18 protein-coding genes and 1 tRNA gene are annotated in these 20,807 nt (G+C 56.6%); 6 read left to right on the plus strand and 13 right to left on the minus strand.

The features are described from left to right. Positions 1-43 precede the first annotated feature (43 nt). Entirely contained in the window at positions 44-331 is a 288-nt protein-coding gene (locus tag ACR0DT_RS23305; protein WP_170349467.1) for an HU family DNA-binding protein, read from the plus strand. 59 nt (positions 332-390) lie between these two features. Here ACR0DT_RS23305 and ACR0DT_RS23310 read toward each other — a convergent pair whose 3' ends face one another. Beyond that, on the minus strand, positions 391-624 hold the full coding sequence (locus ACR0DT_RS23310; protein ID WP_480713057.1) for a hypothetical protein: 234 nt from the start codon (positions 622-624) through the stop codon (positions 391-393). A 121-nt stretch (positions 625-745) separates the two neighbouring features. After that, positions 746-1,942, minus strand: a complete 1,197-nt coding sequence (locus ACR0DT_RS23315; protein ID WP_480713088.1) for a BCCT family transporter — start codon at positions 1,940-1,942, stop codon at positions 746-748. A gap of 182 nt (positions 1,943-2,124) precedes the next feature. Here ACR0DT_RS23315 and ACR0DT_RS23320 point away from each other — a divergent pair, with 182 nt between their 5' ends. Next, a complete protein-coding gene (locus tag ACR0DT_RS23320) occupies positions 2,125-3,012 on the plus strand; it encodes a DMT family transporter (RefSeq protein WP_480713058.1) in 888 nt (295 codons plus the stop codon). On the opposite strand, the gene ACR0DT_RS23325 is transcribed toward ACR0DT_RS23320, so the two are convergent. Further along, complete coding sequence (locus ACR0DT_RS23325) at positions 2,988-3,509, minus strand: glutathione peroxidase (protein WP_480713059.1); 522 nt, start codon at positions 3,507-3,509, stop codon at positions 2,988-2,990. The two genes, ACR0DT_RS23320 and ACR0DT_RS23325, sit on opposite strands and share 25 nt — an antisense overlap. Positions 3,510-3,651: 142 nt before the next feature. On the opposite strand from ACR0DT_RS23325, the gene msrB reads away from it, so the two are divergent. Both msrB and msrA read left to right on the plus strand, forming a co-directional pair. After that, a complete protein-coding gene (gene msrB, locus ACR0DT_RS23330; RefSeq protein ID WP_480713060.1) occupies positions 3,652-4,101 on the plus strand; it encodes a peptide-methionine (R)-S-oxide reductase MsrB in 450 nt (149 codons plus the stop codon). Then, positions 4,098-4,607: a peptide-methionine (S)-S-oxide reductase MsrA gene (gene msrA, locus ACR0DT_RS23335; protein ID WP_480713061.1), complete on the plus strand. Its 510-nt coding sequence runs from the start codon at positions 4,098-4,100 to the stop codon at positions 4,605-4,607. The genes msrB and msrA overlap by 4 nt, the downstream gene beginning before the upstream one ends. Positions 4,608-4,628: 21 nt before the next feature. Here the strand turns inward: msrA and ACR0DT_RS23340 are convergent, their stop codons facing one another. The 7 genes from ACR0DT_RS23340 to ACR0DT_RS23370 form a co-directional block, all read right to left on the minus strand. Further along, a complete protein-coding gene (locus ACR0DT_RS23340; RefSeq protein WP_480713062.1) occupies positions 4,629-6,632 on the minus strand; it encodes a hydantoinase/oxoprolinase family protein in 2,004 nt (667 codons plus the stop codon). A gap of 72 nt (positions 6,633-6,704) precedes the next feature. Beyond that, complete coding sequence (queG, locus tag ACR0DT_RS23345; RefSeq protein WP_480713063.1) at positions 6,705-7,742, minus strand: tRNA epoxyqueuosine(34) reductase QueG; 1,038 nt, start codon at positions 7,740-7,742, stop codon at positions 6,705-6,707. A gap of 75 nt (positions 7,743-7,817) precedes the next feature. Further along, a complete protein-coding gene (gene fzlA / locus ACR0DT_RS23350; protein WP_480713064.1) occupies positions 7,818-8,483 on the minus strand; it encodes an FtsZ-binding protein FzlA in 666 nt (221 codons plus the stop codon). Between the two features lie 58 nt (positions 8,484-8,541). Continuing rightward, positions 8,542-9,276, minus strand: coding sequence for a monofunctional biosynthetic peptidoglycan transglycosylase (gene mtgA, locus ACR0DT_RS23355; protein WP_480713065.1), 735 nt, complete (start codon positions 9,274-9,276; stop codon positions 8,542-8,544). A gap of 116 nt (positions 9,277-9,392) precedes the next feature. After that, complete coding sequence (gltB, locus tag ACR0DT_RS23360) at positions 9,393-13,925, minus strand: glutamate synthase large subunit (RefSeq protein ID WP_480713066.1); 4,533 nt, start codon at positions 13,923-13,925, stop codon at positions 9,393-9,395. Next, a complete protein-coding gene (locus ACR0DT_RS23365) occupies positions 13,922-14,356 on the minus strand; it encodes a GFA family protein (protein WP_480713067.1) in 435 nt (144 codons plus the stop codon). The genes gltB and ACR0DT_RS23365 overlap by 4 nt, the downstream gene beginning before the upstream one ends. A 28-nt stretch (positions 14,357-14,384) precedes the next feature. After that, positions 14,385-15,818, minus strand: a complete 1,434-nt coding sequence (locus ACR0DT_RS23370) for an NAD(P)-dependent oxidoreductase (protein ID WP_480713068.1) — start codon at positions 15,816-15,818, stop codon at positions 14,385-14,387. Positions 15,819-16,048: 230 nt separating this feature from the next. On the opposite strand from ACR0DT_RS23370, the gene ACR0DT_RS23375 reads away from it, so the two are divergent. Then, positions 16,049-16,852 carry an undecaprenyl-diphosphate phosphatase gene (locus ACR0DT_RS23375; protein ID WP_480713069.1) on the plus strand — a complete coding sequence of 268 codons (804 nt, stop codon included), beginning with the start codon at positions 16,049-16,051 and terminating at the stop codon, positions 16,850-16,852. On the opposite strand, the gene ACR0DT_RS23380 is transcribed toward ACR0DT_RS23375, so the two are convergent. After that, positions 16,853-17,836: a complex I NDUFA9 subunit family protein gene (locus ACR0DT_RS23380; protein ID WP_480713070.1), complete on the minus strand. Its 984-nt coding sequence runs from the start codon at positions 17,834-17,836 to the stop codon at positions 16,853-16,855. 199 nt (positions 17,837-18,035) lie between these two features. Between ACR0DT_RS23380 and ACR0DT_RS23385 the strand changes: the two genes are divergently transcribed. Further along, positions 18,036-18,122, plus strand: a tRNA-Leu gene (locus ACR0DT_RS23385). A 1,083-nt stretch (positions 18,123-19,205) separates the two neighbouring features. On the opposite strand, the gene ACR0DT_RS23390 is transcribed toward ACR0DT_RS23385, so the two are convergent. Both ACR0DT_RS23390 and ACR0DT_RS23395 read right to left on the minus strand, forming a co-directional pair. After that, on the minus strand, positions 19,206-19,826 hold the full coding sequence (locus ACR0DT_RS23390) for a hypothetical protein (protein ID WP_480713071.1): 621 nt from the start codon (positions 19,824-19,826) through the stop codon (positions 19,206-19,208). Positions 19,827-20,299: 473 nt separating this feature from the next. Next, positions 20,300-20,752 (minus strand): SRPBCC family protein, encoded by a 453-nt coding sequence (locus ACR0DT_RS23395; RefSeq protein WP_480713072.1) that lies wholly within the window; start codon positions 20,750-20,752, stop codon positions 20,300-20,302. Positions 20,753-20,807: the final 55 nt, after the last annotated feature.

Below are 20,807 nucleotides of genomic sequence, written 5' to 3' on the forward strand. Positions count from 1 at the left end.
GCGGTGAGGCCCTATTTATCGGGCACGTTAAGGAGACCAAGAAATGGCAAAGCCTATGACAAAGACTCAGCTGGTTGCTGCTCTCGCTGAGGAAATGGGAACCGACAAGAAAGCTGCAAACGCGGCGCTGGAGGCCGTGACCGGCCTGATCACCCGCGAAGTGTCTGCTGGTGGTGCGGTAACCCTGCCCGGCGTTGGCAAAATCTACTGCCGCGAGCGCCCCGAGCGCATGGTGCGCAACCCCGCCACCGGCGAGCAGTTCAAGAAAGAGGCCGACAAGGTGGTCAAGATGACCATCGCGAAGGCTCTGAAAGACAGCGTGAACGGCTGATCCCAGTCTATACGGACAAGCGATTGAGGGCCGCCGATTGGGGGCCCTTTTTCTTTGCCTCAGTGCAGGCTTAGCAGCACTTCCAAATCGCGGCGGTTGAGGCGGGTCATCAAAGCCCTGTCATCAGCAGACAGTTTTGCCCCTCTGCGAATGTATGCCTCGAGATACGCGGCAATTTCACTGGTCGAGCGATAGTACAGATCCGGCGAAGACCGGCTGAGTTCGTCAACAAGCCGAAACAGCAGTTTCTTCTGCTTTTCCGAATCCAGGTCTTTGCGTTTTTCTTCCAGCATGAATGGCCTCATCATCTTCGTGTAAAACGTAGCTCAACAGGGACCAATTCCAACTCTGTGTCGAAACGAAAAACGGGCGCCACGATGGGCGCCCGTCTTCAGATTGCGGTTTCGAAACGGATCAGTGAACCGTCTCAACTTTGTGGAAATCCAGATCGCGGTCTTCCGGCATCGAGTCGATGCTCAGCACCTCTTTGCGCTTGGTGATAAGAATATAGACCACGCAGGCCAGGTAGAGGCCGACAACCACGGCGCCGATCCACTGGATCTGCAGCCACTGGCTCTGGAACAGGAGGGTCAGGACGAACAGCAATGCGACGTTGCCGCCCACATAGATCGCCTTTCCAAACCGCTCGACTGTCATGTTCAGGTTGTCGGTGTACAGACGGATCAGCGAGTCCAGCGAGTTGATCACAAAGGTCACGCCCACAATCACCATCGCGATGTTGGTGATGCCTGCAGTGCTGATACCGTTCAGGTGGTAGTAGTAGAGAACGGTGAACCAGATCGCCAATGGGATCGACGGAAAGATCAGCAGCGCCGCCAGCAATTGCCAGGTCTTCAACCCACCCACAAAGCGCGAGGTGAACTGGCCAATCATGATCGACCACGCAAACCACCAGAACAGGTAGAAGGCGTGATAGTCGGTCAGCGGCAGGACGAACTTGTGCAGATTGGCGAAGTAAGCACCGATATTGCTGCCGGTTTCCGCGAAGCCACTAAAGCCCATGCCAGCCGCAACCCACATGCCGAGGATCAGCGCCAAGAACAGGAAGGTCGAGCCAACGGACAGAATGCGCACGTATTTCAGGTCTGTCGACGAATAGGCCGCCGCCAGAATGACCACAAACACGATGACATAGAAAGTGGTGACTACGGATTCGCCGTCTCCGACCTCGGGCAGGTAGCCGGGCAGGTAGATCAGGAACAAGCTGGCGGTAAAGGCGCAGGTTCCGATGATGACCACGTTGTTGATCAACTTGACCAGCGGGATCTCAAAGAACTTTACACGCGGTTCGATCACGCAGAAATAGAACGCGGTCAGGAAGTAGAAGGCCCAGATCAGAAAACCCCAGAACCCGAACTCGATCGCCAGCGGGTTGGCAAAGGCATAGGCCGGGTCTTCGGCATAGCCGCCGAACTCAGTCAGCGGGAACATGATCAGGCCAACATCCAGTCCGGATGTGAACAGGATCGCGATGAAGGTGAACAGATGGACTGGCGTCACGCCGACGCAGCGCAGGTTCCACCATTTCACTACAAAGAAAGCGACCAGGCCCAAAGCCAGTAGGACGCCAAAAGACAGAATGTACTCCAGAAGCACTGACAAACCTCCCTTGTTTGGTCAGATTTCGGGGAAATATCTTTAATTGGCTAGTCAATCAACAAAAACGTCGCAATATGTGCCGTTGCCCCACATGTGTGGCTTTTTGACAAGAGGCGCTTGCGGCCTGTTGGAAATTCAGAAACAGTCCCAGCGTTCTGACAAGGGGATGCCCAATGGATCTGCGCGCCATCACCATGGGGCTGGTTTTTGCCTTCATCTGGTCATCGGCCTTTACCTCGGCGCGGATCATTGTCACCGACGCGTCGCCTTTGTTTTCACTGGCACTACGATTCTTGATATCGGGCCTGCTGGGCGTCGCCATAGCGCGGGCGATGGGGCAAAACTGGCACCTGACTCGCCCTCAGTGGCGCGCGACGATCCTGTTCGGAATTTGCCAAAATGCCCTTTATTTGGGTCTGAACTTCTATGCAATGCAGACGGTCGAGGCTTCGCTTGCGGCCATCATCGCATCGACCATGCCGCTGTTGGTGGCTTTGGCCGGGTGGCTGTTTCTTGGTGAAAGGCTGCGCCCGGTTGCAGTATTGGGCTTGATTGCCGGGTTTGCTGGCGTCGCCCTGATCATGAGCACCCGCATCGGCGGCGGCGTCGACTTGTTTGGCGTGGCTTTGTGCTGCATCGGGGCCTTGGCGCTGACCTTTGCCACGCTAACCATCCGCGGTGCCACATCGGGCGGCAATTTCATGATGGTAGTTGGGCTGCAGATGCTGGTGGGCTCTGCTGTGCTGTTCGTCGCCGCTCCGATGTTCGAGACGATCTTTATCCACCCGACCGCGCCCCTAGCGCTGGCATTTACCTATACCACCTTGTTCCCCGGCCTGCTGGCGACGCTGATCTGGGTACTGCTGCTGGACCGGATCGGTGCCACCCGGGCGGCAACCTTCCATTTCCTCAACCCTGTCTTCGGTGTCACCATTGCGGCCCTTCTTTTGGGTGAAAAACTGGGCCCGCTGGATGCATTAGGAGTTGGAATTACCACACTGGGCATCTTGGCCGTTCAACTGTCGCGGCAACCTGCTCAGGGCAATAAGGCTTCGACTTGACGCAAAAGCTTGGGCGAATCCGGTTTCACGTTCGCACCATAGGTCGCGACGACCACCCCTTTGGGATCGAGCAGGATTTTATTGAAGTTCCATCTGGGGACGAACCCGGTCTGCGCTGCGACAGCTTTATAAAAGGGATGCGCGTCTGCGCCGTTGACAGGGGTGATATCTGTCATTGGCAAGGTCAGATCATAGTTCAACTCGCAGAATTCCCGGACATCCTCAGCCGAATCCAGTTCTTGGTTGAACGAGTCCGACGGCACCGCCAAAATTACAAGGCCCTGATCTGAATAAGTTTCATATACCTTTTGAAGAGCCGAATATTGCCCAGTAAACCCACAATTCGAAGCAGTATTCACCACTAGAACAGGTTGGCCTCTCCAGTCTTCAACTGACAAGGTTCCCCCGTCTATTGACTCGAATTCGCCTACCAGTGGTGCCGCCTGCACCACGCGGCCGACCAGGATCAATACCGTCAAGAGTACAATTCTGAGCATAACTTGACCTCTCTTTGTTATAAATACGCATCCAATCCCATCGCAGATCACTCGCACGACTGCGCGAGGCTATTGAAATAGGGCTTTGATTTCCGTGCCCGTGCCCCCAGATTATGCCCCAAGAATAATGACCGGAGGAGCCATGACCCGATATACCAAAGACCCCGAGGCCATCGCCGCCCTGTCGCCCGAAGAGTTTCACGTAACGCAGCGCAGCGGGACCGAACGTCCGGGCACCGGCAAGTACCTGAGCAACAAGGATCCAGGTATCTATGTGGACATTGTCTCGGGCGAACCGCTGTTCGCCTCGACCCACAAGTACGAATCCGGCTGTGGCTGGCCCAGTTTTACCAAACCCATCATCCATGAGCATGTGGAAGAATTCCATGATGCCACCCATGGTATGATCCGCACAGAAGTCCGCTCGAAACACGGCGATAGTCATCTGGGGCATGTGTTCCCGGATGGCCCGCGGGAACATGGCGGACTGCGCTATTGTATCAACTCCGCCGCCCTGCGGTTCATACATCGCGATGAGATGGAGGCCGAAGGCTATGGCGAATACCTGATCCACGTGGAGGAAATCGAATGACAGAACATCGTGCCGTTCTTGCCGGGGGTTGTTTCTGGGGCATGCAGGACCTGATCCGCAAGCTGCCGGGCGTGTCGCGCACGCGCGTCGGCTATACCGGCGGTGACGTACCCAATGCCACGTATCGCAATCACGGAACCCATGCCGAAGGGATCGAGATCTTTTTTGATCCCGCCAAAATAACCTACCGCGAATTGCTGGAGTTCTTCTTCCAAATCCACGATCCGACCACGCCGAATCGTCAGGGCAATGACCGTGGGATGAGCTATCGCTCGGCCATTTACTATGTAGGTGATGACCAGAAACAAGTGGCTCTGGACACAATCGCCGATGTGAATGCCAGCGGCCTGTGGCCCGGAAAAGTGGTGACCGAGGTCGAACCCGTAAGCGATTTCTGGGAAGCTGAACCCGAGCATCAGGACTACCTTGAGCGTATTCCAAATGGCTATACCTGCCACTTCCCGCGCGCTGGATGGGTTCTGCCCAAGCGCGACGCCGCGGAATAGCACGGGTAGCCCCGTGAGGGGCTATCCTGACGCCACGCGGGGCCGGCCACTGGCCTCGACGGTGACCATCGCTTCGACGAAAACGTCTTGCGCCTCGATACGGGCGGTGCGGATGTCCCGGTCAACCACGACCCGGATGTCCGCGGCCCCGGCCTGACGCACAGCGCCCTCGGCTTCGTCCCGCAGCACCGATTCAAGTAGGTCCAGCGCCTTGTCGGATTCGGTGAAATCCTGCGGCCCGTCTTCAAGATGCACTCTGAACCGCCCCTCGGACGGGGATGTCACCGTTCCTGACCGACGCAGGGTCAGCCGCCCAACTACCGCACCGATGGCATTGGCTACACCCGCGTGTTCCGGCAGGATCATACGGGCATGCAACCGTTCCCCAACCGCCGGGTAATAGCTGGGGGCCGAGGCGCCAAGCCCCACCACATCGACATTCAACGCAGTATCCAGCGCCAAAAGTCCGCGGTGACGGGACAACCCTTTTTGCGTCAGAACGTGGCGGGCAAGATCGGCACACGGTACTCCAAAATCTTCAACCTCTTCTGCAAAAGCAGTCTCTAACAAGGTCAAAGCAGTCTGTTCTGTCAACTGATTTACGATCATTTGCGCCAGTTGTTCCGGTGATCCAGCCAACATATCGCCGGTTCCCACACGTTTGCGCGCCACAATTTCCAACGCCTTGCGGGCCGCTTCCGCATCCCACGCGTCCAATCGGCCCAACACATGGCTGGCATCTGACGGTGTCACACCCGAGACCTGAACGATCCCGCGATCCACCAGACGTGTCAGGGCACCGTTCTCCATACGGGTGCGCAACAAGTCACTCAGCGGCATGACCTGATCGCCCAATCGCTCGATCAATGTTTCTTCGCGCGCGCTTAGACCTTCGGCGTGGATGCCCGGGACCCGTCGCGCAAACCGGGTGTCATGCTCGCCCACAGTTGTGGACCGCAGCTGTGCATCCAGAACCGTGTGGACGACGTCTGGAGCCTCATAGGCGATTAGGGACACGGGCAAAACCCGCCGTGGCCCCAGAAACACGCCGCCGCCCAACCCTTCGGTCACCACATGCACCTGACTGTCACCACCCAGACCATGTGTGCGCATCGCAACAGCCTCGACCATGGTGCGGAAACCGCCAACCTGCGCGCCTGCCGGATCAATGGCAGGCTTTCCATCGCGGATCAGCGCCACATCCGTGGTCGTCCCGCCGATATCCGACACCAGAGCATTCTCAACCCCGGTCAACCAGCTGGCACCGACGATTGATGCGGCTGGCCCGCTTAGGATTGTCTCAATCGGCCGTTCCCGCGCCTGTTCGGCGCTCATCAGCGCACCGTCGCCACGCACCACCATCATCGGCGCGTTGATGCCCAGTTCCAGCAACTGATCCTGCGCGCGTCCGATCAACCGATCGATCATCCCGATCAGCCGGGCGTTCAGCACTGCCGTCACCGCCCGCTTCGGGCCATTCAGCTTGGCTGACAAATGATGCGAACATGTCACCGGTGCGCCGGTTCCGGCGGTGATGATCCGCGCCGCCTCAAGTTCATGTGCCGGATTGCGCGTGGCGAACTGAGACGCCACCGCAAAGCCCGATATGCCTTTATGACAGTCTAAAAAGCCTTCCAACGCTGCCACATCCAACGGCATAGCCTCGCCTCCGGCATGCGTGTGACCACCCGAGATTACCAGCGCCGGATCACCCTTCAGCGCATCGTGCAATCCGTGCTTATCCAGATCACCATCCTTGAACCCGATATAGATCAAGGCAACACGACCGCCCTGCCCTTCGACCAGCGCATTTGTGGCCAGTGTAGTCGACAAGGACGCCATCGAAATCTGCCCCGGCGTCACCTGCGCCGAATCCAGAACCGCCTGAATCGCCTTACCCACACCAATCGCCAGATCTGCCCGTGTGGTCAGGGACTTGGCCGAGGCGATCACCTCACGCTCATCCCTGATCAGCACCGCATCGGTGTAAGTTCCACCGGTATCCACCCCCAAAGCCAGCGCCATCGGGTTCTCCTTCCTATTCGCTGCAGATGGGTGTAGCGGTTTGGACCGACACGTCCAGCCTGTTTGCGGCACTTATGCCAGTTGTTTCACCGCCCAGCGCGCGGCATCCGCCACTGTTGGGTCCGAATCTTCCACCAAACCCTGCGCAACTGGCTGTAACGATGCCATTCCCGAGTTACCAATGGCATAAAGGACATTGCGCACGAACCGATCACGCCCGATGCGCTTTATGGGGGATCCGGAAAACTTTGCCCGAAATTCAGTGTCGTCCAACTCGGCCAGTTCCGCTAAGGGCGGCGCTTTCAATTCGTCCCGGGCCGCATAACGAATATCACTCGCTGCAACTGCGAACTTGTTCCACGGGCAGGCCGCCAAACAATCATCACAACCATATATCCGGTTGCCGAACTTTGCCCGCAATTCTTCGTCCACTGGACCTTTGTGCTCGATGGTCAGGTAGGAAATGCAGCGGCGTGCATCCAACTGATACGGGGCCGGGAAAGCATCCGTCGGACATGATTCCAAACAGGCTCGGCACGAGCCGCAATGATCCACTTCGGCAATATCTGCGGGCAGATCAAGCGTAGTAAAAACAGATCCTATAAAGGCCCAATTTCCCCAATCCCGGCTTACCAGATTGGTATGCTTCCCCTGCCAGCCCAACCCAGCCGCATAGCCCAACGCCTTTTCTGGCACCGGAGCGGTATCGACAAAGACTTTAACCTCACCCCCGGCTTCAGCAATCAACCAGCGCGCCAGTCGCTTCAGTCGTTTCTTGACCAGATCGTGATAGTCCTTGTTTTGCGCATAAACAGAAATCGCCGCCTTGTCCGGGTGATCCAACACTTCGGTCGGATCATGCTCGGGCGTATAGCTCTCGGCCAGCATGATCACCGACTGCGCTTCGGGCCACAGAGCAGCCGGATCGCCGCGCCAATGGGTGCGCTCGGCCATCCAACCCATCTGTCCATGATATCCAGCCTGCAGGAATGCCTCTAGCCGTGGTGGAACCTGTGGTACATCCCATGGTCTGCAAATGCGGCAGGACACAAAGCCTTCGCTCAGCGCCTGAGACACCAGTTTGTCTTTCAAAGATGATCCGCTCTTCATCTGGCCAAAAATACCTTCGGGGGTGAATTGGCCCAAAGGCCCAAAAGGGGGCAGACGGCCCCCTGCACCACCTTATCAGAAATCCAGATCGGCGTAATGCGCAGGGGGTCGGAACCCCGGCACCTGGTCCGCCAATATAGACCGGAACGCCGGGCGAGATTTGATCTTGGCATACCAGTCCTTGACTGCCGAACTGCGGTTCCAGTCCACATCTGAGATATAATCCAGCGCCGACAAATGCGCAGCAGCGGCAAAATCAGCCAAGGTCATCTGATCCCCCGCCAACCAGCGGCGGTGATCCAGCAACCAGGCCATATAGTCCAGGTGATATTTGATCGCCTTCGCGCCTTCCTTCACGTTCTTACTGTCCGGATAGCCCTCACCGGTGACCTTCTTGTTCACCCGCTCGTACAGCAGTTTCGAGGTTACCTCGTGGTGGAACTTGTCATCGAACCACCCCACCAGACGCCGCACCTCGTACCGCGCATCGGGCGTCTTGGGCATCAGCGGCGGCTCAGGGCGGGTTTCCTCGATATATTCACAGATGGCAGCACTTTCCGACATGATCTGCCCGTCCAGACGCAGCACCGGCACTTTTCCGGCGGGGTTGCGGCGCAGGAAATCAGGGTCTTTCTCCCAGTATTTCTCTTCGACCAGCTCAACCTCGATCTTCTTTTCCGCTAAAGACAGACGGACCTTGCGACAATACGGGGACAGGGGAACGTGAAACAAACGCGCCATGAGCTTCCAATCGAACCAGTGTATACCCCCCAGCTTTAGCCTTGAGGGGTGTTGAGTTTCAATCCTCGAAACAATCCGCGCGACCATCTGCGCGGATGGTGGCCGCCCCGTCCAGTATCGACGCGGCCCGCCTGCGTGTCCGCACTGACGGATCAGTAACCGACCGATTGCGGGGCGAGGGCAAAATCGCCGCGATCCGGGCCGCCTGAGCCGGGCTCAGCCGGGCAGCGGGTACATTGAAATTGCGTTGGGCAGCGGCCTCAACCCCAAACACACCCTGCCCGGTTTCAGCGACGTTCAGATAAACCTCGAGAATGCGCTGCTTGCTCCAGAAAATCTCGACAACTGGCGTGATCGAGGTTTCCAGTGCCTTGCGCACCCAGCTGCGACCCTGCCACAGGAACACGTTCTTCACCACCTGCTGGGTTATGGTCGACGCCCCGCGCGAACCACCATCCTCCAGCGCATCGCGGATGGCTTCGACATCAAAGCCCCAATGCTGGCAGAAATTCGCGTCTTCAGCCGCAACAACCGAACGGGCCATAATGGGAGAGATCTCTTCGATCGGGACCCAGTCACGCTCGACCTTGCCCAGCCTGCGCCATTCCGACCAGATCGTGTGGGTCACGGGCGGGTTCACTACCGAATACAAAGCGATCAATGCAACGACGAAGACAACGGCCGCCAACAAGGCGCGGCTGACCCATCGGCGAAACCGTTGCATCAGTGGCGTTTTGGCTTTGGATGCCTTTTTTTTCTTACCGCTTTTTTTGCGGACTGCTGCTTTTGCCATGTCACAGCTATACGACGTACGGCGCGCGTTTGAAACGGGTGATATCGGGAAACTGCCATAGGAAAAACCCGCGCGGCTGATGGGCGCGCGGGTTTGGAACTGGTCTGTCGTATCGGTTATTCAGCCGGAACAGCAGTTGCTTCGTTGCTCAAAGGGTGGCTGAGTTTGTTCAGCATCTCTTTCGGGCAGACCTGCAGGAAGTTGGCTTTCTCAACATCCCAATGCTGCAGGATGTCTGCGGCCTTGCGGCTGAAGGTTTCGACCTGGTGGGTTTCGATCAGCGATTTCAGCTGATCTTCCCAATGGTCGACGGTCACCGGACAGATCACCAGCGTTTCCATGTTCATCAACGCTTCGGCCTTGCCTTCGGGGTCGTACAGATAAGCCATACCGCCTGTCATACCCGCACCGAAGTTGGCACCGATATCGCCTAGGATCACCGCGACACCGCCGGTCATATACTCACAACCGTTCGAACCGCATCCTTCGATGACGACGGTTGCGCCCGAGTTCCGGACCGCGAAACGCTCACCCGCGCGACCAGCGGCGAATAAGAGGCCATCGGTAGCACCGTAAAGCACGGTGTTGCCGATGATGGTGTTGTCATCCGCTTTCAGAGGGCTGACCTGCGGTGGACGCACAACAATTGTACCGCCCGACAGACCTTTGCCGACATAGTCATTGGCATCGCCTGATACTTCCAGTTTCAGACCAGGCGCTGCAAAAGCCCCCAGTGACTGACCGGCCGAGCCCTGCAGTTTGACGTGCAGGTGATCGGATTGGAACGTATTCCGCATACCGAAGTTCTGCACGATATGGCTGGAAACCCGTGTACCAACGGTCCGATGTGTGTTCTGGATCGCGTAAGACAGCTGCATCTTTTCACCGTCTTTCAGGAACCGTGCCGCATCTCGCACGATCTCAGCGTCCAGCGTATCGGGCACAGCGTTGCGATCCTTGTCGCGGTTGTACACGATGTCATGCGCGCCATCGACGGTGATCAGCAGCGGGTTCAAATCCAGATCATCCAGGTGCGCAGACCCACGGCTGACCTGTGCCAGCAGATCAGCCCGACCGATGATCTCGTCAATTGAGCGCGCACCGAGACTGGCCAGAAGCTCACGCACTTCCTGCGCGTAGAAGGTGATCAGGTTCACCACCTTATCCGCATTGCCGGTGAATTTGGCGCGCAGATCCTCGTCCTGCGTACAAACACCGACCGGGCAGGTGTTCGACTGGCACTGACGCACCATGATACAGCCCATCGCAATCAGGGCGGCAGTACCGATCCCGTATTCCTCGGCCCCCATCATCGCGGCCATGACAATGTCACGGCCTGTGCGCAGGCCACCATCGGTCCGCAAGGTCACGCGGTCGCGCAGGTTATTCATAGCGAGAACCTGATGCGCCTCGGTCAGGCCCATCTCCCACGGCAGACCGGCATATTTGATGCTGGTTGCAGGCGATGCACCCGTACCGCCATTGTGACCCGAAATAAGGATAATATCAGCTTTTGCTTTGGCCACACCGGCAGCAATTGTGCCAACACCGGACGACGCCACCAGTTTCACCGTCACTTTGCACCGCGGATTGATCTGCTTGAGATCGTAGATCAGCTGCGCCAGGTCCTCGATCGAGTAGATGTCGTGGTGCGGCGGCGGCGAGATCAACGTGACGCCTTTGGTCGAGTGCCGCAGACGCGCGATCAGGTCAGTGACCTTCATGCCCGGCAGCTGGCCTCCCTCACCGGGTTTCGCTCCTTGCGCGACCTTGATTTCCAACTCTTCACACTGGTTCAGGTATTCAGCGGTTACACCGAACCGGCCTGAAGCCACCTGCTTAATCTTGGCCGACGGGTTGTCACCATTGGGCTCTGGCACGAAGTGTGCAGGATCTTCACCACCCTCGCCAGAGTCTGACTTGGCACCAATCCGGTTCATCGCCACGTTCAGTGTCTTGTGCGCCTCAGGCGATAGCGCGCCCAGCGACATGCCCGGCGTCACGAACCGCTTGCGGATCGACGTGATCGACTCGACCTCTTCCAGCGGGATCGGCTTGCCCAGCGGCTTGAAGTCCATCAGGTCGCGCAAATGGATCGGCGGATTCGACTGCATCTTGGCCGAATACTGCTTCCACAGTTCATACGAGGCACGGTTGCAGGCCATCTGCATCATGTGCATCGAGGTCGCTTCCCACGCGTGCGTCTCACCCGATTTACGCGCCTTGTAAAAGCCACCAATAGGCAGCACGTCCAAACCGCTGTCCCAGCCCTTTGCATGGATTTCCTCGGCCTTGACCCGGATACCGTGAATACCGATGCCCGAGATACGGCTGGTCATACCGGGGAAATATTCGGCCACCATGGCGCGGCTCAGACCGACGGCCTCAAAATTCAGGCCACCGCGATAGGACGAGATCACCGAGATGCCCATCTTGGCCATGATTTTCAGCAGGCCCTGGTCGATAGCCTCGCGATAGCGAGCCACATTCTCGGTCAGCGTACCGTCCAGCAAGCCGCGATCAATACGGTCGGCCAGCGAATCCTCGGCCAGATAGGCGTTCACTACTGTCGCACCGCAGCCGATCAACACAGCAAAGTAATGCGGGTCAATACATTCCGCCGAGCGTACGTTGAGCGAGCTGAAGGTCCGCAGGCCTTTTCGCGTTAGGTGGCTATGAACCGCACTGGTGGCCAGGATCATCGGCATCGCCACTTTGTCCGCACCAGAATACTGATCGGTCAGAACAAGATGTCCGGCACCCGAACGCACAGCCTCTTCAGCCTCGGCCCGAATACGAGTCAGTGCAACATCCAGCTGGCCCGCACCAGGTTCAAAGCTACAGTCGATCTCGGCCATCGGCGCGTTAAAGTTTTTGGCCAGAATTTCCCACTGCGCGTTGCCGACAAAGGGGCTTTCCAGAACGATAATCTCAGTCTGGCTGCTGTCTTCGTCCAGCACGTTCTTGAGGTTACCAAACCGCGTTTTCAGCGACATCACGCGATATTCGCGCAAACTATCGATCGGCGGGTTGGTCACCTGGCTAAAGTTCTGGCGGAAGAAATGGCTGAGAGGGCGATACTGTTTCGACAGCACGGCTGAAGGCGTGTCATCACCCATGGACGCCAGCGCCTCTTTGCCATCCTCGGCCATCGGCGCAAGGATTTGCTCAAGTTCTTCGACCGAATATCCGGCCGCGATCTGGCGCTTGCGCAGTTCTTCACCCGAGAACAACGGCTGTTCTGTCACACTGCCCAGCGTTGCATCCAGATCGTTGATCTTGCCGACCCAGTCACCAAAAGGCAGGGCGCGCGCCAGTTTGTCCTTGATCTGTTTATCGCGGAACAGTTTGCCTTTTTTCATATCCACGGCCAGCATCTGACCGGGCCCCAACGCGCCCTTCTCGGTCACGCTCGCTTCGTCAATAGGCACCATGCCGGCCTCGGACCCTGCGATGACCAGCCCATCGCCAGTCACCACATAGCGCATTGGGCGCAAACCGTTCCGATCCAAACCGGCACAGACCCAGCGGCCATCGGTCATCGCCAATGCAGCGGGGCCGTCCCACGGCTCCATCACCGAGTTGCAATAAGAATACATGTCACGCCAGGCCTGCGGCAATTCCACTGCCTGCTTGGACCAGCTTTCCGGCACCAGCATGGTTTTCGCCATTGGGGCCGAGCGGCCTGCACGAACCAGAACTTCAAAAACCGAGTCTAATGCGGCCGAATCCGACGATCCACCGGCGATGATTGGTTTGATGTCTTCGGCATAGTCACCAAAGGTCGAAGACGCCATGCGAATCTCATGGCTTTTCATCCAGTTGACGTTGCCGCGCAACGTGTTGATCTCACCATTATGCGCCAACATACGGAAAGGCTGGGCCAGCCACCACTGCGGGAAAGTGTTGGTGGAATATCGCTGGTGATAGATGGCGAAGGCGGATTCAAACCGCTCATCCATCAGATCGGGGTAGAAAACCGCTACCTGTTCGGCCAGCATCATGCCTTTGTAGATGATAGAACGGCACGACAGTGACGCCAGATACAAGCCCGAAATACCAGCCTCAGCCGCAGCTTTTTCGATACGACGACGGATGACATATAGCTCTCGCTCAAACGTCTCTTCATCTACGCCCTTGGAATTCGAGATGAGGATCTGTTCAATTTCGGGGCGGGTCGCGTTCGCCTTTTCGCCCAGGCAGGTGACATCCACCGGCACGTGACGCCAGCCATAGATGTAATATCCCATGCGCAAAACTTCGGTTTCCACGATGGTCCGGCAGCTTTCCTGTGCGCCGAAATCGGTGCGGGGTAGAAACACCTGACCAACTGCGATCAGCTCATCCAGGTTGGGCTCGTGGCCAGTACGACGAATCTGATCGTAAAAAAACGAAACCGGGATTTGCACGTGGATACCCGCGCCGTCGCCGGTCTTGCCATCGGCGTCCACAGCGCCGCGGTGCCAGATCGCCTTGAGCGCGTCGATGCCAGCGTCCACAACCTTGCGCGACGGCTTACCGTCAACGGATACAACAAGACCCACACCACAGGACGAATGCTCTTCTTCTTCGGAATAGAGACCGTTTTCCGCCATCCATTTGCGCTTGGCTTCCTCGGCCTGCACCCAATCGGCATCAAATTTGGTCATTGGCTGTCTCCTTCTTCCGAGGGTGCAAACATCGCTTCGACCTCGGCTTTGGTCATTTGCTTGCGTTCACCTGCGAACGCATACCCGTCGGGTTTTTTGTCGATAAATAATTCCAATTGCAGGTCGTGGCCTGTGTCTTCGAACAGGCCCGCTGCCATTTCTGTGTGTCCGTGCATGTCGCCCGGTGCGGTGACCCGGTACCACAGAGCCGACCCGCATTCGGCGCAAAAGGCACGCTCGGCCCAATCAGACGAGGTGAAAGTCTTGACCGGACCCAGTGCGGCATAGCCTTCTTCGGCCTGAAAGGTCACCAACATCGAACTGGTCCAACGGCGGCACTGGTCGCAATGGCAGGCACCCAGCGCATCCTTCGCCGGAGTGGCGGTGACTGTGACCGCGCCGCACATGCATTGGCCTTGCAATTCGGGCATGCTGACCCTCCTGTCGCTGGGCTGTGGGTTACTCGGCTGCAACGGCAGCCTTGCTGTTGAAACGTTCGATGATCGCGTCGGCACAGTCGCGGCCGTCACGGATTGCCCAGACCACCAGCGAGGCACCGCGCACGATGTCACCGATGGCATAGACGCCATCCATCTCGGTTTCACCGGTCTGGAATGCCGCCTTGACCGTGCCCCAGCGGGTCACGGGCAGGTCGGGTTGACCGAACAGGGTGGGCAGATCTTCGGGCTCAAAACCCAATGCCTTGATGACAAGATCGGCCTCTTCGACATAATCCGCGCCTTCGATGACCTCGGGGGCTTGACGACCCGACGCATCGGGTTGACCCAGACGCATCTTTTGAACCATCACACCGGACACGTTGTCGTCGCCGGTAAACCCTTTGGGCGCGCTAAGCCATTCGAAGATCACGCCTTCTTCCTCGGCGTTCTGAGTTTCACGCTGCGAACCTGGCATGTTGGCCCGGTCGCGGCGGTACAGACATTTGACCGAGGTCGCGCCCTGACGGATCGAGGTGCGCACGCAATCCATCGCAGTGTCACCACCGCCGATCACGACAACCTTCTTGCCGTCCGCATTCAGGCGGCCATTGTCGAAATCTTCGACCTCATCACCAAAGCTCTTGCGGTTCGAGGCGGTCAGGAAGTCGATGGCTTTTTCGATGCCGTTCAACCCGCTGCCCGGCATGGCCAGATCTCGGGACTTATATACGCCAGTCGCGATAATCACGGCGTCATGCTTGGCGCGGATTTCATCAAATTTGGCGGCGTCCACGTCACAGTTCAGCACGAACTCGACACCACCATCGGCCAGCAAGTCATTGCGGCGCTGCACGATATCTTTTTCCAGCTTGAAACCCGGAATACCGTACATCAGAAGCCCACCGGCACGGTCATAGCGGTCATATACGGTGACCTGAATACCTGCACGGCGCAGCATATCCGCTGCAGCCAAACCACCGGGGCCGCCACCGATGATGCCAACGCTTTCACTGCGCTCGACACCAGGGACGGCAGGTTTGACCCAGCCTTTGTCCCAGGCAGTGTCGGTGATGTATTTTTCTATCGTGCCAATGGTGACTGTGCCGTGGCCCGACTGCTCGATCACGCAATTGCCTTCGCACAGGCGGTCCTGCGGGCAGATACGACCACAGATCTCGGGAAAGGTGTTTGTGGCCTGACTGGTTTGATAGGCTTCTTCCAAACGTCCCGTCGCGGTCAGGCGCAGCCAGTCGGGGATGTTGTTGTGCAGCGGACAATGCGACTGACAATAAGGCACACCACATTGGCTGCAACGGCTGGCCTGTTCTTCTGCCTTCGCCGATGCATACTCAGCATAGATTTCGTCAAAGTCTTCTTTGCGCACGTCTGCGGCACGCTTTTCAGGCATGACACGGTCGATCTGCACAAATTTCAGCATCGGTTGCTTGGCCACGGGTCAGACTCCATGAATTGGCTTGGTCGAGCTTGTTTAAGAGATACGTTGCAGGATTAAAAGTCAATTATGCTGACCTAAATTAAAAAAACTCAAAGGCGCTAGAAAAACATTTGGAAAATATCGACCTTTTTAGTTCCGATTCGGACCTATTTGCACACTTTCCTTTTCGGCACTGCACTTATACCCATTGTTCGCAAACAATACGTGACGGCAGTTTGGCAGGTTAAATGAGTCTTTTTCAGTTGATTCTCGCGGCGATAATTCAGGGCATTACCGAATTTTTGCCAATCTCCTCCTCCGGCCACCTAATCCTGCTGCCCAGCCTGACCGGCATGGACGACCAGGGTCTGGCCATCGATGTCGCCGTGCATGTCGGCACGCTGGGTGCCGTTATCCTGTATTTCTGGTCCGACGTGAAACAGGCCGCCGCCGGCCTGCCGCTCGCGCTGACCGGACAGATCGACACTCCGCAAGCGCGACTGGCGATGAGCCTGATAATCGCGACGATTCCCACCGTCATCGTCGGTGCCATTCTGTTCGCAACCGGGTTTAATCAATCCTTGCGCTCTATAGCCGTGATCGGCTGGACCATGTTGGGCTTCGGACTGCTGTTGTATTGGATGGACCAGAAAGGCCCCCAGACCAAGCAGGCCAGCGATTGGGGCATGCGTGATGCGGTCATCATGGGGCTGTGGCAGGTTCTGGCACTGATCCCCGGCACCTCTCGCTCGGGCATCACCATCACCGGCGCGCGGCAGCTGGGTTATAGCCGCGAGGACGGCGCGCGGATCGCTATGCTGATGTCGATCCCGACAATTCTGGCCTCGGGCGTGTTACTGTCAGCACAAGTGATCCATGAGGCTGACGCCCAATTGGCCAAAGATGGCGCCATAGCCGCCTTTTTCGCCTTTATCTCGGCCCTATTGGCCCTGTCCCTGATGATGCGCTTGCTGCGCAGTGTCAGCTTTACACCCTACGTCATATACCGCGTGATTCTGGGAGCGATCCTACTGGTGATTGCTTATAGCTGATCAGGTGCGCAGATTGTCGGCCGACTTCTGAATCTCATCATACTGACCCGAGGGGCGGAATTTCCACAGGTAGTCCGGCAAGATGGATTCCAAAGTCGCCGGTTCGATCCCCAGATCACCAAATCCCTTGGCTTCATTGGACACCACATTATCCTGACGCAAGTTCTTCAATTGATCGCGCGTCAGGATATGGTTGGGGAACAGCTGGAAGCTGACAAATTTTGCGATATCCAGCACACCCGCCATTATCCGGGCAATCCAAAATGGAACCCCAACGATCACCCGGCGTCGGTGAATCACCCCAAGCATCTGCTGCATCAGTTCCCGGAAGGATTTCACCTCGGGTCCGCCCAGTTCATATGTGCCAGCCTCGGCTTGCCCCAGAACACCCTGCACGGCGGCCTTTGCGACATCATCCACGTAGACCGGTTGGAACTTGGTTTCCGCCCCGACCAGAGGCAGCAACGGCCCCATCCTAGTCATACCGGCAAAGCGGTTAAAGAACTGGTCCTCGGTCCCGAAAATAACCGATGGGCGCAAGATCACTGCGTTTGGCATATGTGCCAGCACACCGGCCTCGCCATGCGCCTTGGTGCGGGAATACTCGCTTTTCGACGTGGCATCTGCGCCGATGGCCGAGATATGCACTATCCGCGCTACGCCCTGTTCGGCCGCAATACGTGCGATCCGCTCTGCCCCTTCGGCCTGAACGCTGTCAAATTCGTTTTTGCCCAGTTCGTTTAGCACGCCCACGCAATTCACCACCGCGTCGGCTCCATGCATCACGGCCGCAACCGAAGCATCATCGCGTATGTTGCACAGAATGGGTTCAACCTGACCGACCACGCCATAAGGTTTGACGAACATCGCTTCGTTCGGGCGGCGCACCGCAACCCGCACACGCCATCCTTCATTCGCCATGCGTCGGGCGATGTACCGACCGACAAATCCCGATCCGCCATAAATCGTGACCAGTTTGGACATACGAGGGCTCCTGCTGATGGGTCTTGATCCGATCTACCGCCCATAGCCCCGGCAAACAAGGCGCAATAACGCCGCGCGTCCGGGAAAAACCTGACAAATTCCAGAGCGTTTTGGATGTGGGTCAAAAAACTTTCGAAAAACATTCCGAATCCGGTTGACGCCCTCCGCCAGTAGGCTTAAACGCCGCTCCACGACACCTGCCCAGGTGGCGGAATTGGTAGACGCGCTAGCTTCAGGTGCTAGTGTCCGTATGGACGTGGAGGTTCGAGTCCTCTCCTGGGCACCATATCCCCGACAGACAAAGAAGACCAATTTGCCGACGCCGGCCACTTATGTCTTTGTTTGGTTTAGTCCTCTGTATTCCTGATCCCCTGACCCATTGGCCAGCACTTATCCAAAGCAATTTTGGTCCAGATTTAATCGAGCCCAAGTTGTCTGAATGTCCGACCCGGATCTTGGCCAGCGCAAAGCAATTCGTGACGCCACGTCACGGCAAATGATCCAAAAGATGAGCATCTTTACGTAAAGGTAAGCTTTTCAATCATTTTTTGACTGGCCAGTTAATAAATGATGCAATAACCAAGATTCTTCCCCCTTACGATCGCAAACGACTTTCCTAAATGCGCCCTGTCGCTGCGGATCATCACTCACGGATGAATGACCCTAGAGCGCTCGACCAAAGGGTTCGGGTCAGGTCCGCAGCGGCAAATTTTTAGGCTCTAAATTTAAAGGAACATGGCAATGAAGACTAATTCGTTTCTTAGTCGCTTCAAACTGATGAAAACACGTCAAGCGCATGCACCAAAGGATGACTTGTCTTCACATTTCAGGGACAGGCTTCCTCAGGTCAAAAAATCTGAACTCAAAGCACTGTTTCAAACCGTGTTGGAAGAAAAACGAGCTGACCTGAAGTCGCGACGCCGGTGAAAGCATAGCGTCTGAGATCGATCAGACACGTAAGTTTGGACGGGCAGGAAGTACTGCCAAACTTTGGATTTTCCTAACTTTTCCCGAGCCGATTGTAACGTATTGATATCATAGGCCGACCGCGCAGACCTCACGCTCAACGCGCTTGATCATCAGAAATTGCTGGGATGTAATCTGCGGCCAACAGATCATGACCGTTGATATATCGTTGGATTGTTCCAGAAGTTTGAGGCTCCCGGCCTCCTCGACAATTGACAAGGTGGAATCTGACAGCGGATCGTACATCAATTGGTGTCGTTCGACCTAGAACAGACCATCATTTTGCCCGCACATCTCCTGAGAAGTGCCGGAATAGGCAGCCCGAATTTTGGTAGATTCGGGCGATTGATAAGGTCACTGAAGGGGTGTGCAGCACGACGCTTCCTTCAGATGTCCCAGTGCGTCAAGGTTGAGCTGCAAGCTCGGTCAATTCACGTCGTCTGAGCGCGGCCTGCGCCTTTACACGTGCTACAAAGGGCGCGGGTAGTTCGGGACCCTTTGCAGGGTGAAAAATTCGGCAGGTTTTGTCGCCGATCAGTTCAGCGTATTTGATCCACGTGCGAAAACCGAATACATCGCGCAGGCTGATCAACGGCTTCGAATAGCTTTGTGTTTGTGGCTGGTTAAGCTTTAGGCGCGCAAAGTACTTTTCCTCAACTTCTTGCCATTCAGTCGGAGGAGTAAAGTACGTCCGATTTTCGTGTTCTGAAAATTTGAACTTTGGATACACCGACCCGTATTCCGAACAGCCATGCGAAATCTTTGACTGTATGCAAGTGATGCCATACTGGGCCTGTAAGGTTTGAAAAGCTGCCAGACAGGATCTGACGTCGGCTATGGTTTCACAATAGATATAGGCCTTGTAGGGGTATCTTATGCCGTCACGCAGCTCGATCATGCATTTTCTAGCATTGTCATTCGGCAGATCGAGGTTGAGCAGCAGGAAATAGGTCTGGAACATTGCCACAAGGTTTTCCGGCAGAATCTGTACTTTGTAGCAATCAAAACACAGCCCGGGTATCACACTGGTCTCCTTGAAGAACTTCAATCTGGCATCACAATTCGTGTGTTGGCCTTTGATCGTCAGAACCCGTCCAGAAAAAACCTGCCCGATAGGAACAGCTCGCCTGATTCGTTCGGATTTCAGAATGCTCAGCCAATGCGCGTATGTCTCCGCGCTGTGAGCAGAGTTCAATAAAGTGGAATGCCAATCTGGGCTCAGGCTTTGACCAATCCGAGCTTGAGCCTTTCCAAAGCTGCCCGAGGGCGGGTTTGCCGTCCCCGAAGCGTTAAGCAATGTAACGAGGCGCCGGATAGCCGACAAATCGTCGGGATTACTTGTCAGCCACGCTTCCAGCTTCTCCAATTGCGCTTGGTTTTGCACCCTGGCCTCCTGTTGTGGGTTGCCAGGGTGATTGCGCTGATTGGAACCGTCGTCAACAAAATTTCGCCTAGCTCAACTGTTGGGACAGTTTACCCGGCCTGCAATTTCTAAGATCAGGATACGGACTGTTCCGACACTATCTCACCAAAGCGGGTGAAGAATTTACCCGATAGCTTCTTGGCTGTACCAGCAATCAGACGGCTGCCAAGTTGGGCGATCTTGCCGCCGACGTCGACCTTGGCGGTATATGTCAAAACGGTTTCATCCCCGTCTTCGGTCAGCGTCACCTCGGCCCCGCCCTTGGCAAAACCAGCAGCCCCGCCCTTGCCCTCTCCGGTCAGAGAAAACCCATCAGGCGCATTGGAATTGTCCAGCGTGACTTCACCGGCGAACTTCGCTTTTACAGGACCGATCTTCAGGACCACCTTTGCCTCAAGCTCCTCGGGCGAGTTCTGGGTCAGCTCTTCACAACCCGGAATACACTCCTGCAGAATTTCAGGGTTATTCAGGGCCCGATACACAACATCCCTGGGTGCGGTGATGCGGATTTCGTCACTTAGTTCCATTCATATTTCCCTTGCTCAACAACATCTTGGATACACCAGCAGCGCAGTTTCCGCC

This window comes from Ruegeria sp. BI11 (assembly GCF_056538005.1).